Raw genomic sequence first — 16,248 nt, 5'->3', positions numbered from 1 at the left:
AAATTAAAGGAAAATATCTCCAATTATACTTAAATGAATTCGTCTATAAACTAAATCGTAGATATTTTGGAGACCAACTCTTCGATAGGCTTGTTATTGCTAATATCACAGGATTATGACTTATAACGGATATTCAAAATTATTAACCATTTAAATTAAATTATCATGAAAAAAGTTACATTTTTATTTACATTATTAACCGTCTCACTAAGTTTTGGACAAAACCAAGTTGCAAATGGAGATTTTGAGAGTCCGGGTTTTACTACTGCAAATACTGGTAGTGGTGGTGTTGGTTGTCCAGACTGGAGCGGCTTTAAAAACAGAATTGTAGTTGATGACATTACAAGTTCATTTTCTGGCCAAGTTGAAAATGGAGATGGCTCTTTATTTCAAATTGTTTCTGGTCTAACACCAGGAAATACTTATGACGTGTCATTTGATTATAGATGGGTAGCTGCTGGCGGAACAGCATTAACAGTGAGAGTTAAAGATGAACTCAATGTTACAGGTACCGGTAAACCTAATTTAAATTTAATAGGAGGTACAGAAAGTGCAGGATACGCTCTAAATTCAACTGTAGATCAATGGTTCGCAGGATCTTTTAGTGTACAACTCCCTGCAGGAGTAAGTACAGTAAGGCTCTTGTTTTTTAAAGCTAACGGTAATAGACCATTAAATTTAGATAATGTAAGCTTTATAGAAGATACTGGATTATCAACGCAAGACTTAGCAAAATTTAATTTTAAATCGTTTCCTAACCCAGCAAACGATTACATAAACATTTCAGCAGATAAAAATATTGATAAAATTGAAATTTATAGTCTGCTAGGTCAACAATTACTAAATAATAATATTAATAGTAAAAATACTCAAGTTAACGTTTCTAGACTCTCAAAAGGCGTGTATTTAATAAAAGCATTTATAGACAATACCGTAGGAACTTATAAATTTATTAAGCAATAACTAGATTAATAGCAATTTGTTTTCATTTAGCAGGAGGGTTCTTTGTGCTACATATCCATTAAGAATACTTCTGTTATTTTGTTTAATATGTTAAAACTTCAAAACCCGCAACATTTAACTAATATATCACCAACCTTAATTATGATAAAATTTTATGTGCTATTCAGTCTAGTTGTCACTTTATGTTCATGTGGTAAAAATAAATCTAATGAAAATCTTGCGGCAATAACAATCCAAGCTAATAAACCAAATATTATAGTTGTAATAGTTGATGATGCTGGGTACGTTGACTTTGGATTTATGGGTAGCGAGGATTTAGAAACACCTCATATTGATAATTTAGCAAAAGACGGTGTCATTTTTACAGATGCACATGTTAGTGCTACCGTTTGTGCGCCTTCAAGAGCAGGACTAATAACCGGGAAGTATCAACAACGTTTTGGTTTTGAAGCTAATGGTACAGGTTACGGAAGTTCTGGCGATATAGGGTTGTCAGATGATGTATTAACTATGGCTGATGTTTTCAAAAAAAACGATTATAAAACTATTGCTATTGGAAAATGGCATTTAGGAGCTACACCATCAGATCATCCTAACCAAAGAGGGTTTGATGAATTTTATGGATTTTTGGCAGGAAGCCGATCATATTTTCCAATACATAACCCTTCAAAAAACCACATGCTTCAGCAAAATGGAAAACAGGTAAAATTTGATGGGTATTTAACTGATGTTTTAGGTAATCGTTCAGTACGTTTTGTTGAAGAGAATAAAGACCGTCCATTCTTCATGTATTTGGCTTATAATGCTGTACATACCCCCATGGAAGCCAAAGAAAGCGATTTGATAAAATATAAAAATCACCCAAGGCAGGACTTAGCTGCCATGACTTGGTCTTTAGATGAGAATATAGGAAAGCTTCGTAACAAACTAAAAGAACTAGGGATATTAGAAAACACATTAATATACTTTATTAGCGATAATGGAGGAGCCCATAACAATTCCTCAAAAATGGGCCCTTTAAAAGGTTGGAAAGGCAATAAATTTGAAGGCGGTCATCGTGTGCCATTCATAGTCAGTTGGCCCAGTAAAATTACTGGAAATCAAATATTTAATGGGTTAAGTTCTTCTTTAGATATTTTTAGTACGTCTGTAGCTGCCGCAGGTATTGAGAAAGAAAAAGATTTAATCTTAGATGGCACTAATTTATTGCCCTATCTATCAGGAGAAAAACAAGGAGATCCTCACCATAAACTATTCTGGCGTAAGTTAGATGAGGCTGCTGCAAGAGTGGGAAGCCATAAACTAATTCGGTTAAAAAATTATGGTTCTACCATGTATAACTTGTCAAACGATTTAGGTGAGGTAAACAACCTTTCGGAAAAAGACACCATTACATTTAATTTGTTAACACAAAACTTATCAATCTGGGAATCAAATATGACAACGCCACTTTGGGATGAGGAGAAGTCATGGATGGACGTTACCTATCATATTCATGAACAGTTGATGGCAAATAAACCTGCTTTATATAAGGAGCCTTCAAGTAAAGAGGGGCTATTATCTCATTAAATTACAATATATCTTAATAATAGTATTTTTATGAAAGAAAACATTTTAATAATAGCGCTATTAATTTCTTATTTGAGCTTAGGACAAAACCTCATCACTAATGGCAATTTTGAAACTGGAGATTTATCACCTTGGACTGGATTTAAAAATCAAGTGGTTATTGATGATTTAACAAATTCACGTTCTGGAAACATAAACAATGGAGATGGCTCTCTAGTGCAAACTTTCACCGTAACACCAGGAGAGACATACAACGTCGTTTTTAACTACAGATGGGTAGCTGCAGGAGGAACAAATATGACGGCTCGAGTTTTAGAGGGAGTATCTGGAGGCTCAGAATTAGGAAGCTTCGTATTATCAACAATAGTTGATGTCTGGCATACCGATGGCGCTTTTTCGTTTACTGTTCCAAACAGTGTAACCACTGTAAGAATAGTGTTTTATAAAGCTAATGGCAATAGACCTCTTAGAATAGATAATGTATATGTATCTCCTGGTAGTGCTGCTACTTCAGGGTTTGTAGACTCAGAAACCCCCGTAAATGCTCAACCTAATGGTGTACCTGGGGATTGGACTTTAGATTTTAGTGATGAATTTAATGCGACAGAAATTAATACCTCAAAATGGCAAATATCTGTAAGTACAAAATCAAGAAATCCAAGACCGAATTTAGGCGTAACTGATTGGTGGTGGGTAGCTGAAAATGCTTTTTTAAATGGCACAGGAAATCTTGTTTTAAGAGGAACAAAAGTAGATAATAATACCATGAATTGTGGTAGTATTGAAAGTAGAGGTCTTTACGAACCAACCTATGGATATTTAGAGGCGCGAATACAAATAGCAGAAACGTCTAAGGGAAACCATACGGCTTTTTGGCTTCAGGGTAGTAATATGGGGAATGTAGATAATTCGGCAGCAGATGGAGCCGAAGTAGATATTTTTGAATCTGCATGGGTAACAAATGATACTAAAGCCGTAGTGCATTTTGATGGTTATAGTGCATTTAAAAAAAACCACACTATTCCTTATAATACGCCCAATTTACATAATGGCTATCATACTTTTGGTTTACATTGGACAGAGACTGCCATGGATATTTATTATGATGGTGTAAAAGTGGTATCTACTAATGCAAATAAACCTTTTCCTTTTACTGTAGATCCAAACGGGTATTCTCTTGTGCCGCAGGTGCCAGAATGGTTATGGCTTTCTGTAGGTGCAAGTTTTGGAGATGGTGATTTTCAAAGTCACTCTGTTGGGACATTATCTGATGCTTTAGTCGATTATGTTAGAGTATATAAACCGTTTATAACTTTAGGGCTAGAAGACAATACTAGCAAAGATAGGTTTCGTTTATTCCCTAACCCATCAAAAAATATAGTACATATAAAATCTAATGAATCTAGTTATGACCTTAAAATATATGATTTAAATGGGCGCGTTATTATAAATTCTAAAAATTTAAATTCATCAACTATAGATGTTAGTGACTTCAATAAAGGCCTTTATGTATTTAAAATAATTTCAAATGATGAGGTAAGCACTTATAAAGTAATTGTAAATTAATAGAACTATTTTTTTGTAAGGATATAAAATTAGTAAAAAAGTATTGGAGCAAGATTAAAGTATTTTAGAGCTAGTGATAATTTTGCTTAAGAAGCTCTATGTGCTTTAATAAAGTATGCTATCAAAAGAATTACAATAAATAATTTATGGGTAGTGGTTCTGTTGCCTATAGTGTAGCATTATTTTTATTTATGACCATAGCAACTCTTTTTCTTCTTAAAAGGTGATTTTTATTGCATTCTGCATAAATAAAATTTTAAGATATTTTAACGTAATCTAGTAGTATAATATTCATTATATTCTCATAAATTTATTACATTTGGCGTCAGAATAAAAAATATATAAAAATGAACATAATGAAATATTTAAGTTTAGTAGCCTTAGTGCTACTTATGGGGTCTTGTAATAAAAATGGTGTTACTAAAAAACCAGTAAAAACAGAATTAGACTCTGTAAGTTATGCTGTTGGAATGGATGTAGCTAGAAATGTAAAAGCGAGTTTTGATGAATTTGATAATGATTTATTCGTTCAAGGATTTACCAATGTCATAGATTCTACTGATATTTTACTTGAAGAAGCTACAGCGCAACAAATAGTTAGAGCTTATTTTCAAAAAAAGCAACAAGCAGAAGCTACTAAACGTCAAGAAGAAGCACAAAAGAATAAAGAAGAAGGAGAAAAGTTTTTAGCTGAAAATAAAGCTAAAGATGGTGTGCAAACTACTGAGAGTGGTTTACAATATATCGTTCTAAAAGAAGGAACAGGAGAAAAACCAACTACAGCATCTAAAGTAAAAGTACACTACCATGGTACTTTAATTGATGGTACTGTATTCGATAGTTCTGTAGATAGAGGAGAGCCTACTGAATTTGGCGTGACTCAAGTAATAAAAGGTTGGACTGAAGGTTTACAGTTAATGAAAGAAGGTGCTAAATATAAGTTTTTTATCCCAAGTGATATCGCTTACGGTGCTAGTCCAAGACCAGGAGGAGCTATCAAAGCGAATTCAACTTTAATTTTTGATGTAGAATTATTAGAAATAGTAGAGTAATATACACTTACTTATCTTAATATAATAAACAGGAAGTTATGCTTCCTGTTTTTTTTGTTTCTTTCATTTCTAATTAAAGTAAAGTATTCAAGTTGTAACTTTGCAACAATTAATAAACGCATCTATGAATCATAAAGCAGGTTTTGTAAATATTATTGGAAATCCTAATGTTGGTAAATCTACATTAATGAATGCCTTTGTTGGAGAAAAACTTTCTATAATCACTTCAAAAGCACAAACTACAAGACATAGAATTTTAGGCATCGTAAATGGCGACGATTTTCAAATGGTTTTAAGTGATACACCAGGGATAATAAAGCCAGCATACGAGCTTCAAGAATCTATGATGGGTTTTGTGAAATCTGCCTTTGAAGATGCCGATGTGCTTATTTATATGGTAGAAATAGGCGAAAAAGATTTAAAAGATGAAGCGTTTTTTAAAAAAATAACACATTCAAAAATCCCTGTTTTATTATTGCTGAATAAGATTGATAAATCAGATCAAAAACAATTGGAAGACCAAGTTCAAACTTGGACAGAAAAAGTGCCTAATGCAGAGATTTATCCAGTTTCTGCACTTGAAGGTTTTAATGTGAAAGAAATTTTTAATCGTATTATAGAATTACTTCCAGAATCACCACCGTTTTACCCTAAAGATCAATTAACTGATAAACCAGAGCGTTTTTTTATTAATGAAACCATTCGTGAAAAAATTCTAATGCATTATAAAAAAGAAATTCCTTATGCTGTTGAAGTAGATACCGAAGAGTTTTTTGAAGAAGACCATATTATTAGAATACGTTCTGTGATTATGGTTGAACGAGAAACTCAAAAAGGCATTATTATCGGACATAAAGGAAGTGCTTTAAAGCGTGTAGGGGTTGAAGCTAGAAAAGATTTAGAAAAATTCTTCGGAAAGCAAATTCATATTGAGTTATACGTTAAAGTGAATAAAAATTGGAGAAGTAATCAAAACCAGCTGAAACGTTTTGGTTATAATAACTAGTAAATGCTAATAATAGCTTTTTAATTAATTAACATTTGCGTAAAGTATAGGTTTCATATTTGTGAAGACAAATAATCAAAATATGAAATTTAAAAAATTACTTATCAGCGCAGTATGTGTTGCAACAATTTTCAGTTGTCAGAATGATGATGATAATACTACAAAAACACCAATTAATACCGAAGTCAATTTTCAGTATAAAACCACTATTAATATAGGAGGAGAAGGTGCTTCAGAAATCTCTGCTTATGATGCTATTACAAAAAAGCTATTTACTGTTAATGTAGAGTCTAATCAAATTTCAGTAAATAATATTTCAAATTTAGATGCCACTGTATTGGAAGAGCCAATAGATTTATCAGCTTTTGGTGCGCCAAATAGTGTGGCTATTTATGATGGAAAATTAGCGGTTGCAGTTGAAGCAGATCCAAAGCAAAACCCAGGAAAAATTTTAGTGTATAATACGTCTGATAATACATTGCTAAACCAATATACCGTTGGTGCTTTACCAGATATGGTAACATTTTCTAAAGATGGAAAATTAATTATTTCTGCCAATGAAGGGGAACCAAATGATGATTATACGGTTGACCCTGAAGGCAGCATTAGTGTCATAGATTTATCTGATGATTCTGTGACAACTTTAGATTTTACATCTTTTAATAGTCAAGAATCTTCTCTTGAAGCACAGGGTTTTAGAGTATTTGGGCCAGAAGCTACGCTTGCACAAGATGTTGAACCAGAATATATAACAGTTTCAGAAGATTCTAATACCGCTTGGGTATCATTACAAGAAAATAATGGGATCGCTAAAGTAAATTTAATAACAAAAACTATTGAAGCTATCTACCCTTTAGGTTATAAAGATTATAATATTACAGGAAATGAAATAGATGCCAGTGATGAAGATGGTGTAACAGCACTTAAAAATTGGCCAGTACTTGGTATGTATCAACCAGATGCGATTACCTCTGCAAATATTGGCGGAATTGAGTATATTTTTTCTGCAAATGAAGGTGATTCAAGAGACTATGACGGCTTTAGTGAAGAAGAACGTGTTGATGATTTAACGCTTGACGAAACCGTTTATCCATTTGTTAATGATTTTCAAAACGAAATCAACCTAGGGCGTTTAAAAACGACTTTAACATTAGGGGATGCTGATAATGATGGAGATGTAGATCAAATTTACAGTTTTGGAGCACGTTCATTCAGTGTTTGGTCTGGTAATGGAAACTTACTTTATGATAGTGGAAATAGTATTGCTAAAGAAACATTGGCAGAAACACCTTCTCGTTTTAACGATGGAGATAAAAGAAGTGATGATAAAGGCGCAGAACCAGAAGCTGTAGAAATTTTAAATATTGGAAATGAACGCTATATCCTATTTGTTGGTTTAGAAAGGAATGACCAAGTTATGGTGTATGATGTTACCAATCCAACAGCACCAAAATATATGGCTATATTATCTCATACTGGTGATGAAGCGCCAGAAGGTTTATTTGTAATTCCTGCTATAGATAGTCCAAACGGAAAAGATTTATTAGTGGTTTCTTATGAAGATAGTGGTACGGTTAGTTTCTACGAAAATATTCAATAGTTGTTAGTTTAGTATTGAATTTTTGAGTTGGTCGAAAGCACTTTAATTAATAATTAAGGTGCTTTTTCATTTTCAATACTAAGAATCCTATTCATAAAATTATTAAGTAATCGCATATCTTTAGTGCTCGAAGCTTTTCCAATACTACCTGCAAAATATAAAGTAATCCAAATTAAAACCATTAAAAGCGTTACACTAGCTTGAATTACATAACTCTGTTTTAAAGATATATTAGTATACGTCCAAATAGCAAATGCAATAAATACACCAGCAACCATAAAATGGAGAAACATAAAAAGTGTCCAAACCGTAGGACTTGGACCAAACAAACCATGAAGCTTACTCGAGTTTTCGTCAATTTTATTTATTTCAAGATGTAATTGTGGCGACCAAAAGTGTTGTTTTTCTTTTGGGAATTTAATAAATACATGATCGTCAACTCTGGTAACAATAAATTCAGATTGAGTGGTTTTAGTATTTTCAAAATCGCTTAAAACAGCTTCATTATGCCTAGGTATATCCATTTTAAACCTTGGGCGTAAAACAATGTCGTTACTTAGTGGCATCACTATTTAGTTTAGTTTAGTAAATTACTATTTTTTATTTAAACTTTAAAAGCATTCAATCTTTATTAAAAAATAACTTTGCTTCGTCTATATTCCCTACTTTTGCAAAATATTTCGGATAGAAATAATAACGGCATCAGATAAGGTGTAGCATATAATTTAGTAATTATGAGTAATATAGTAGCCATAGTAGGAAGACCAAATGTTGGGAAATCAACTTTTTTTAATCGTTTAATTCAAAGACGAGAGGCCATCGTTGATGCTGTAAGTGGTGTCACTAGAGATCGGCATTATGGTAAATGTGATTGGAATGGAAAAGAGTTTTCGTTAATAGATACCGGTGGTTATGTTTTAGGAAGTGATGATGTTTTTGAAGCTGAAATTGATAAACAAGTTGAGTTAGCTATTGATGAAGCTGATGCTATTATTTTTATGGTTGATGTAGAGTCTGGGATAACAGGAATGGACGAAGATGTTGCCAAATTACTTCGTAAGGTAAATAAGCCTGTTTTCTTAGTAGTTAATAAAGTTGATAATGGAAAACGTGCCGAAGACGCTGTAGAATTTTATGCATTAGGTTTAGGCGATTACTTCACTGTTGCAAGTATAAATGGTAGTGGAACAGGTGAATTGTTAGATGCTTTAGTTGACGCATTGCCTGAGAAAGAAGATATAGTGGAAGAAGCATTACCACGTTTTGCTGTTGTAGGTCGTCCAAATGCAGGGAAATCATCATTTATAAATGCGCTAATTGGCGAGGATAGGTATATCGTTACTGATATTGCAGGAACAACAAGAGATTCTATAGATACTAAATACAATCGTTTTGGTTTTGAGTTTAATTTAGTTGATACTGCAGGAATACGAAGAAAATCTAAGGTAAAAGAAGATTTAGAATTTTACTCTGTAATGCGAAGTGTTCGTGCTATTGAACATGCCGATGTATGTTTAGTAGTACTTGATGCTAATAGAGGTTTTGACGGACAAGTTCAAAATATTTTTTGGTTAGCTGAGCGCAACCGAAAGGGCATTGTTGTATTAGTAAACAAATGGGACTTAGTAGAAAAAGACCATAAATCGATGAAGGATTACGAAAAGACCATCAGAAAACAAATGGAACCTTTTACAGATGTCCCCATTGTTTTTATTTCAGCATTAACAAAACAGCGTATATTTAAAGCTATTGAAACAGCAGTTGAGGTTTACAAGAACCGTTCTAAGAAGATAAAAACGAGTCAACTAAACGAAGTAATGTTGCCTATAATAGAGAATTATCCGCCCCCAGCGTATAAAGCAAAATTTGTTAAGATAAAATACATCATGCAACTGCCAACACCGCAACCTCAATTTGCATTTTTCTGTAATTTACCACAATATGTAAAAGATTCTTATAAACGATTTTTAGAGAATAAGTTACGAGAGCATTTCGGTTTTAATGGTGTACCTATTAGTGTTTACATGCGTAAGAAATAGTTTTTAGAGAACGTTTTTTATATAGTTTAATCCTTTAAGATAGAATAACTATAAGCCGTAAAACAAAATAGTAATACCTTTTTTAATCAGAAAAAATATTTAAGTTGAATGATACTGAAAACGGACACTGAAAACGAAGTTTTTACCAGCCTCCAGAAGCACCGCCGCCGCCAAAACCGCCACCGCCGAAGCCACCACCAAAACCACCTCCTCTAGAGAAACCACCTCCGCTAGAGCTACCGCCCCAACCGCTTGATGAGCCTCTGCGGTAACTGCCACGTCCCATATTGCTTAAAATGATAGCTTCAAGTAAATCCCTACTGTCAGATCGATTTCCTCGGCTTCCACCACCACCACGTCTGTTTTTGGAAATGGATATGAGGATGATAATGAATATAATAATTAAGATAAAAATTAATCCTATAGGGAACTCACTTGTATCAGATTGTCTAGAGCCTTTATATTCGCCATTAAGGACTTCAAAAATGGCATCAGCACCTTTATTCAATCCTCCTGGGTAATCATTCTGTTTAAAATAAGGAATAATGTCTCGTTCTATAATGCGCTTAGACATAGCATCGGTGAGTAAATGCTCAACACCATATCCTGTATTTATAGCAATTCTTCTATCACCTTTAGCAAGTAAAATTAAAATACCATTATCTTCTTTCGCTTGTCCAATACCCCATTTTTGTCCCCATTGAGCGCCTAAATAATTAATGTTCTCTCCATTAGTAGAATTTATAATAGCAACAACAATTTGTGTAGTGGTTGTATCAGAGTATTTAATAAGTTTCCGTTCTAAGTTACTTTTTTGAGAAGCTGATAGTAAGTTTACGTAGTCATAAACACTAGTTTGAAATTCTGGTTTTTCAGGAATATCAAATTGGGCATAAGAAAGGCTTAACGATAATATACCAAGGAGTAAGGTCAGTACAACTTTGTGTTTAAAGTTAGACTTCGATTGCGACTGAATACTGCACACTGAATACTGCATACTAAAAGCTATCCTTTAGAAATTTCGTTTGTTAGTTCGTTTGAATCAAAATCTGAATAGGGGAAATATGTTTTAAGTTGTTCACCAGATTTTAAAACGCCATCAATCAAACCTTGTTTGAATTTGCCTTGTTTAAAATGGGATTGCATCAAGTTTTTAGTGGTATCCCAAAAATCCTTTTCAACAACATCATTTATGCCTTTGTCTCCATAGATAACAAAGGTTTTGTCTTCAATAGCCAAATATATTAACACGGCGTTTTGAAGCTTTGTGTTATCCATTTTTAAAGTATGAAAAAGTTCTAAAGCACGATTTGTGGCATCACCTTTACACGATTTTTCTATGTGAACACGAATTTCTCCTGAAGTATTTAATTCCGCAACCCGAATAGCCTCAACAATGTCTTGTTCTTCTTCGGCGGTTAGAAAATCTTCAACTTTATTAGACATATTTTCTATTTAAAGTCAAATTCAACGTCAGGTGCTTTTTCACTACCAGCTTCAGAATTGAAATAACTCATGTCGTCAAAATTTAATAATCCAGCTAATAAAGAATTTGGAAATATTTTAATGTGCTTGTTATAAGGTTCAACAGCTTCATTAAAACGATCTCTAGATACATTAATTCTATTTTCGGTGCCTTCTAATTGACTTTGTAGTTCTAAGAAGTTTTGATTTGCTTTTAATTCTGGATAGCGCTCAACAGTTACTAATAAACTTTTTAAAGCACCAGATAAACCACCTTGGACTTCATTAAATTTTGCTAACTGTTCTGGAGTTATGTTAGTAGGGTCTATGTTTATTGACGTAGCTTTAGCTCTAGCTTCAATTACAGCTGTAAGTGTGCCTTTTTCAAAATCAGCAGCTCCTTGTACTGTTTTCACAAGATTTCCTATTAAATCATTTCTACGTTGGTAGCTGCTTTCAACATTAGCCCATGTTTTCGTTGCCGTTTCCTTTAAATTTACAGCCGTGTTATTAAAGTTTTTTCCCCAAGAATAAAACCCAATTATAACAATAGCAATTATAATTATTGGTAAAAATTTTTTCATGATAAATTAGTTTGAAATAATGTTTTTAATTGTTGCTTATAAGACACATTTTTTGCTAAAAAGTTACATTAGCGTAAGTCTTAAAGATGTTGCTTTATTTTTATAAGCTGGTTTTTTACATCTTCGAGCTTACTAATAATTTCAAAGTTATTGAGGGCTTGCTTTTTTTCTTCCTTTAAATGCGTTTTTGCACCTTCAAGTGTAAACCCCCGCTCTTTAACAAGATGATAGATAAATTTAAGGTTTTTAATGTCCTCAGGTGTAAATTTGCGGTTCCCTTTGGCATTCTTTTTTGGCTTAAGGACATCAAACTCTTTTTCCCAAAACCGTATAAGCGATGTGTTAACACCAAATGCTTTGGCAACTTCGCCAATACCGTAATATCTTTTTTCGGGTAAATCTATATGCATTAATCGAGGGATTGATTTTCTAAAGAAGCGTGCTCTAGTAATTTGTTGAATTCTTCCGCGGTTAAACTACCATAATAGAAGTTTATGGGGTTAATCCGGTCTCCGTCTTTAAATATTTCATAGTGCAAATGAGGTGCTTCAGAGCGTCCTGTGCTTCCTACAAAACCTATTAAATCGCCTCGCTTTATTTTTTGATTTCTTCTAACATTATACTTGTATAAATGAGCGTATAAACTTGTATAGCCATAACCATGATCTATTCTTATGTGTTTTCCGTAACCTGATGAATTACTGTTTGCACGTTCTACAACACCATCACCACTAGCATAAACAGGTGTGCCTCTAGGAGCGGTAAAATCCATACCCCAGTGCATTTTTCTAACTTTAGTAAAGGGGTCTGAGCGCATGCCGTAACCAGATGCCATACGGGTTAAATCTTCATTGCTTACAGGTTGTATTGCAGGAATTGCAGCCAGTAGTTTTTCTTTTTCTCGAGCAAGAATAGCTATCTCATCAAGTGATTTAGATTGTACTACAATCTGCTTTTGTAAAATATCTAAACGTTTGTTGCTTTCTGTAATTAGTTTAGAATTGTCAAAGCCTTCTAAATCTTTATAACGGTTAATACCTCCAAATCCAGCTCTACGCTGCTCTTCAGGAATGGGGTTAGCTTCAAAATAAACACGGTAAATATTATTGTCTCTATCTGCAACGTTTGCTAAAACAGCTTCAGCTTGGTCCATCTTTTTATTTAGCAACTGAAATTGTAACTGTATATTTTGTAATTCTCTTTTTAAAGCACGCTCTTTAGGGGATTCAATATATTGACTGGCGATAAAAACAAATATAAATGCAAAAAATGCAGCCGCTGTAATAAATATAGTAGCATACTTAAACGTCGTACGTTTTTTGCGTTCTATTTTGCGGTAAGAAAGCGATTCTTTATCGTAGTAATATTTTACCTTACTCATTTCTTAAATTATACTATTTTTGCAACTAAATTTTAGGCAACGTAAATGTTGACTTAAGTACGTAAACGAACAAACCTACGAAATTATTATTATAATAATTAAGATGATAATTTAATTGTAGGTTCACGATCTCCTTATTTTTAAATATTTTTGGAGAGTAAATATAAAAATTGTTTCTTATTAAAAATAATTTAAAAGAAACAAGATGCATAAAAACAATAGATGAACTCACAGGAAATACGATTAAAATTTTTAAGTTTTTTTGAAGAAAAGAAGCATAGTATAGTGCAATCTGCACCCATGGTTTTAAAAGACGACCCAACTTTAATGTTTGTAAACGCAGGTATGGTGCCTTTTAAGGAATATTTTTTAGGAAATGGAACCCCTAAAAATAACCGTATTGCAGACTCACAAAAATGTCTGCGTGTTTCTGGGAAGCATAATGATTTAGAGGAAGTAGGGTATGATACCTATCATCATACGTTGTTTGAAATGTTAGGGAATTGGAGTTTTGGAGATTACTTTAAAAAGGAAGCTATTGCTTGGGCATGGGAACTATTAACAGAAGTTTTAGGGGTTGATAAAGACATTTTATACGTCACTGTTTTTGAAGGAAGCGAAGATGCGGATAACTTAGAAATGGATACCGAAGCTTTTGATATTTGGAAGCAATATATTTCTGAAGACCGCATTTTAAAAGGTAACAAAAAGGATAATTTCTGGGAAATGGGTGATCAAGGACCTTGTGGACCTTGTAGTGAAATACATGTAGATATTCGCTCTGCGGAAGAAAAAGCAAAAGTTTCTGGTAAAGAATTGGTTAATAAAGATCATCCGCAAGTTGTAGAAATATGGAATTTAGTATTCATGCAATATAACCGAAAAGCAAACGGTTCGCTTGAAAATTTACCAAATAAGCATATTGATACAGGTATGGGTTTTGAGCGTTTGTGCATGGTTTTACAAGGGGTTCAGTCTAATTATGATACCGATGTTTTTACACCTATTATTCGTGAAATTGAAACCATAACAAATAAAAGTTACGGAAAAGATGAAAATGCAGATGTCGCCATTCGTGTTATTTCAGACCATGTGCGTGCTGTAGCATTTTCAATTGCTGATGGGCAATTACCTAGTAATACAGGTGCGGGTTATGTGATTAGAAGGATTTTGCGTCGTGCAGTGCGTTACGGATTTACCTTTTTGGATAAAAAAGAACCCTTTATATACAGATTAGTTGATGTATTGAGTAATCAAATGGGAAAAGCATTTCCTGAATTGAAAGCCCAAAAACAACTTATTGAAAATGTTATAAAAGAGGAAGAACAATCTTTTTTAAGAACCTTAGATCAAGGTTTAGTGTTGTTAAATAGAATTGTTGATGAAACTAAAGGCAATACCGTTTCAGGTGAAAAAGCTTTTGAATTGTATGATACTTACGGGTTTCCAATTGATTTAACAGCGTTAATACTTTCTGAAAAAGAATTGAAACTTGATGAAAAAGGGTTTAATGACGAATTACAAAAGCAAAAAAAACGATCTCGAGCAGCGAGTGAAATGTCTACTGATGATTGGACTATTCTTGTTGATGATGCCGAAGAAGAATTTGTTGGATATGATGCTTTGGAGGCTAATGTGAAACTTACTAAATACAGAAAAGTAACCTCCAAGAAAGATGGCGACATGTATCAGTTAGTCTTTAATTTAACACCATTTTATCCTGAAGGTGGCGGACAAGTGGGGGATAAAGGCTATTTGGAAGACACACATGGTGATGTAGTTTATATTTTAGATACCAAAAAAGAGAATAACCTTATTATTCACTTTACAAAAAATTTACCAAAGCATATAGATGAAACTTTTAAAGCTTCTGTTGATGTTAAACAACGTCATAGAACCGAATGCAATCATACAGCAACACATTTGTTGCATCAAGCATTAAGAGAGGTTCTAGGAACTCATGTGGAGCAAAAAGGAAGTGCAGTACATTCAAAATATTTACGTTTTGATTTTTCTCATTTTTCAAAATTAACAGTTGAACAGTTACGCGATGTTGAAAATTTTGTAAACAGAAGAATTGAAGGCAAATTACCGCTTGAAGAAAAACGTAACATTCCAATAGAAGAAGCGATTGCAGAAGGTGCGATGAGTTTATTTGGTGAAAAGTATGGAGACACCGTTCGTGCTATACGCTTCGGTAAATCTATTGAACTTTGTGGAGGTACGCATGTAAAGAATACTTCTGATATTTGGCATTTTAAAATTGTTTCAGAGGGTGCAGTTGCAGCCGGAATTAGAAGAATTGAAGCTATTACTAACGATGCGGTAAAGGATTTTTATTTTGAAAATAACAGAGCGTATTTTGAAATGAAAGACTTACTTAACAATGCTCAAGAGCCTGTAAAAGCACTTGAAAATTTACAAGAAGAAAATACGAGTCTTAAAAAACAAATTGAAATATTACTGAAAGACAAAGCTGCGACCATTAAGGGAGAACTTAAAAGTGAACTTGAAGACATAAATGGTGTGCAGTTTTTAGCTAAAAAACTAGATTTGGATGCTGCTGGTTTAAAAGATGTAGCTTTTGAATTAGGAAGTCAGTTTGATAATCTGTTTTTATTATTTGCAACTGAGCAAAATGGAAAAGCATTATTATCTTGTTATATTTCTAAAGAATTGGTTGCTAGTAAAGGTTTAAATGCTGGACAAGTAGTTAGAGAACTAGGTAAATATATCCAAGGAGGAGGTGGTGGTCAGCCATTTTTTGCTACTGCTGGCGGTAAAAACCCTGCTGGGATTGAAGAGGCCTTGGAAAATGCAAAGCAATACCTTAATTAATCTCGTAAAATAAGTTGGTCGCGCAAAGGCGCTAAGGCGCAAAGTTGAAACGCGCTTTATAAGATTTTAAACCTTTATGGATAAAAAATAAGATTCTTTTGAAAATTATTTGGCTTCAATAATAGTTGATTGCTGTTATCTTAGTCATGTTGGTTTAGGTCTTGGTTTATTGGAGTCCGTTTATTA

Annotated in this window: 14 protein-coding genes and 1 pseudogene; 9 read left to right on the top strand and 6 right to left on the bottom strand. The window is 33.3% G+C overall.

Translation table 11 applies throughout. From position 1 onward, the window contains the following. The 7 genes and pseudogenes from P8K68_RS02550 to P8K68_RS02520 form a co-directional block, all read left to right on the top strand. Positions 1-119: pseudogene (locus P8K68_RS02550) on the top strand (IS1595 family transposase); the annotation flags it as partial. Positions 120-165: 46 nt separating this feature from the next. Continuing rightward, positions 166-963, top strand: a complete 798-nt coding sequence (locus P8K68_RS02545) for a T9SS type A sorting domain-containing protein (RefSeq protein ID WP_300247883.1) — start codon at positions 166-168, stop codon at positions 961-963. 141 nt (positions 964-1,104) lie between these two features. Continuing rightward, positions 1,105-2,532 carry a sulfatase-like hydrolase/transferase gene (locus P8K68_RS02540; RefSeq protein WP_300247881.1) on the top strand — a complete coding sequence of 476 codons (1,428 nt, stop codon included), beginning with the start codon at positions 1,105-1,107 and terminating at the stop codon, positions 2,530-2,532. 30 nt (positions 2,533-2,562) lie between these two features. Beyond that, positions 2,563-4,098: a T9SS type A sorting domain-containing protein gene (locus P8K68_RS02535; protein ID WP_300247879.1), complete on the top strand. Its 1,536-nt coding sequence runs from the start codon at positions 2,563-2,565 to the stop codon at positions 4,096-4,098. 356 nt (positions 4,099-4,454) lie between these two features. Next, positions 4,455-5,150, top strand: coding sequence for an FKBP-type peptidyl-prolyl cis-trans isomerase (locus tag P8K68_RS02530; RefSeq protein WP_366143724.1), 696 nt, complete (start codon positions 4,455-4,457; stop codon positions 5,148-5,150). Between the two features lie 124 nt (positions 5,151-5,274). Further along, a complete protein-coding gene (gene era / locus P8K68_RS02525) occupies positions 5,275-6,156 on the top strand; it encodes a GTPase Era (protein WP_300247875.1) in 882 nt (293 codons plus the stop codon). A gap of 82 nt (positions 6,157-6,238) precedes the next feature. After that, positions 6,239-7,756, top strand: a complete 1,518-nt coding sequence (locus P8K68_RS02520; protein ID WP_300247873.1) for a choice-of-anchor I family protein — start codon at positions 6,239-6,241, stop codon at positions 7,754-7,756. A 53-nt stretch (positions 7,757-7,809) separates the two neighbouring features. Here the strand turns inward: P8K68_RS02520 and P8K68_RS02515 are convergent, their stop codons facing one another. Beyond that, the gene (locus tag P8K68_RS02515) at positions 7,810-8,322 is read right to left on the bottom strand and encodes a GTP-binding protein (RefSeq protein ID WP_300247871.1); all 513 of its coding nucleotides are present in this window, start codon (positions 8,320-8,322) and stop codon (positions 7,810-7,812) included. Between the two features lie 168 nt (positions 8,323-8,490). Between P8K68_RS02515 and der the strand changes: the two genes are divergently transcribed. Continuing rightward, positions 8,491-9,795 carry a ribosome biogenesis GTPase Der gene (der, locus tag P8K68_RS02510; protein ID WP_300247869.1) on the top strand — a complete coding sequence of 435 codons (1,305 nt, stop codon included), beginning with the start codon at positions 8,491-8,493 and terminating at the stop codon, positions 9,793-9,795. Between the two features lie 142 nt (positions 9,796-9,937). Here der and P8K68_RS02505 read toward each other — a convergent pair whose 3' ends face one another. The 5 genes from P8K68_RS02505 to P8K68_RS02485 all read right to left on the bottom strand — a co-directional run bounded on the left by P8K68_RS02505 (position 9,938) and on the right by P8K68_RS02485 (position 13,224). Then, a complete protein-coding gene (locus P8K68_RS02505; protein WP_300247867.1) occupies positions 9,938-10,792 on the bottom strand; it encodes a YgcG family protein in 855 nt (284 codons plus the stop codon). An 8-nt stretch (positions 10,793-10,800) separates the two neighbouring features. Further along, positions 10,801-11,241: a TPM domain-containing protein gene (locus P8K68_RS02500; RefSeq protein ID WP_300247865.1), complete on the bottom strand. Its 441-nt coding sequence runs from the start codon at positions 11,239-11,241 to the stop codon at positions 10,801-10,803. Positions 11,242-11,246: 5 nt separating this feature from the next. Then, positions 11,247-11,843 (bottom strand): LemA family protein, encoded by a 597-nt coding sequence (locus tag P8K68_RS02495; protein ID WP_300247863.1) that lies wholly within the window; start codon positions 11,841-11,843, stop codon positions 11,247-11,249. 80 nt (positions 11,844-11,923) lie between these two features. Next, entirely contained in the window at positions 11,924-12,253 is a 330-nt protein-coding gene (locus tag P8K68_RS02490) for a MerR family transcriptional regulator (protein WP_109352491.1), read from the bottom strand. Further along, on the bottom strand, positions 12,253-13,224 hold the full coding sequence (locus P8K68_RS02485) for a M23 family metallopeptidase (protein WP_300247861.1): 972 nt from the start codon (positions 13,222-13,224) through the stop codon (positions 12,253-12,255). Before P8K68_RS02485 ends, P8K68_RS02490 begins: the two co-directional genes overlap by 1 nt. Positions 13,225-13,446: 222 nt before the next feature. Between P8K68_RS02485 and alaS the strand changes: the two genes are divergently transcribed. After that, entirely contained in the window at positions 13,447-16,062 is a 2,616-nt protein-coding gene (alaS, locus tag P8K68_RS02480; protein WP_300247859.1) for an alanine--tRNA ligase, read from the top strand. Positions 16,063-16,248: the final 186 nt, after the last annotated feature.

The organism is Algibacter sp. (assembly GCF_029245835.1).
Lineage (GTDB): Bacteria > Bacteroidota > Bacteroidia > Flavobacteriales > Flavobacteriaceae > Algibacter_B.
Note: the sequence above shows the minus strand (reverse complement) of the source record. Positions and strands in the feature narration are given on the sequence as shown.

Bases quoted from the DNA above. Each gene is read 5' to 3' on its own strand.
- P8K68_RS02545 (WP_300247883.1), top strand. From the start codon at position 166: ATGAAAAAAGTTACATTTTTATTTACATTATTAACCGTCTCACTAAGT.
- P8K68_RS02540 (WP_300247881.1), top strand. From the start codon at position 1,105: ATGATAAAATTTTATGTGCTATTCAGTCTAGTTGTCACTTTATGTTCA.
- P8K68_RS02535 (WP_300247879.1), top strand. From the start codon at position 2,563: ATGAAAGAAAACATTTTAATAATAGCGCTATTAATTTCTTATTTGAGC.
- P8K68_RS02530 (WP_366143724.1), top strand. From the start codon at position 4,455: ATGAAATATTTAAGTTTAGTAGCCTTAGTGCTACTTATGGGGTCTTGT.
- era (WP_300247875.1), top strand. From the start codon at position 5,275: ATGAATCATAAAGCAGGTTTTGTAAATATTATTGGAAATCCTAATGTT.
- P8K68_RS02520 (WP_300247873.1), top strand. From the start codon at position 6,239: ATGAAATTTAAAAAATTACTTATCAGCGCAGTATGTGTTGCAACAATT.
- P8K68_RS02515 (WP_300247871.1), bottom strand. From the start codon at position 8,322: ATGCCACTAAGTAACGACATTGTTTTACGCCCAAGGTTTAAAATGGAT.
- der (WP_300247869.1), top strand. From the start codon at position 8,491: ATGAGTAATATAGTAGCCATAGTAGGAAGACCAAATGTTGGGAAATCA.
- P8K68_RS02505 (WP_300247867.1), bottom strand. From the start codon at position 10,792: ATGCAGTATTCAGTGTGCAGTATTCAGTCGCAATCGAAGTCTAACTTT.
- P8K68_RS02500 (WP_300247865.1), bottom strand. From the start codon at position 11,241: ATGTCTAATAAAGTTGAAGATTTTCTAACCGCCGAAGAAGAACAAGAC.
- P8K68_RS02495 (WP_300247863.1), bottom strand. From the start codon at position 11,843: ATGAAAAAATTTTTACCAATAATTATAATTGCTATTGTTATAATTGGG.
- P8K68_RS02490 (WP_109352491.1), bottom strand. From the start codon at position 12,253: ATGCATATAGATTTACCCGAAAAAAGATATTACGGTATTGGCGAAGTT.
- P8K68_RS02485 (WP_300247861.1), bottom strand. From the start codon at position 13,224: ATGAGTAAGGTAAAATATTACTACGATAAAGAATCGCTTTCTTACCGC.
- alaS (WP_300247859.1), top strand. From the start codon at position 13,447: ATGAACTCACAGGAAATACGATTAAAATTTTTAAGTTTTTTTGAAGAA.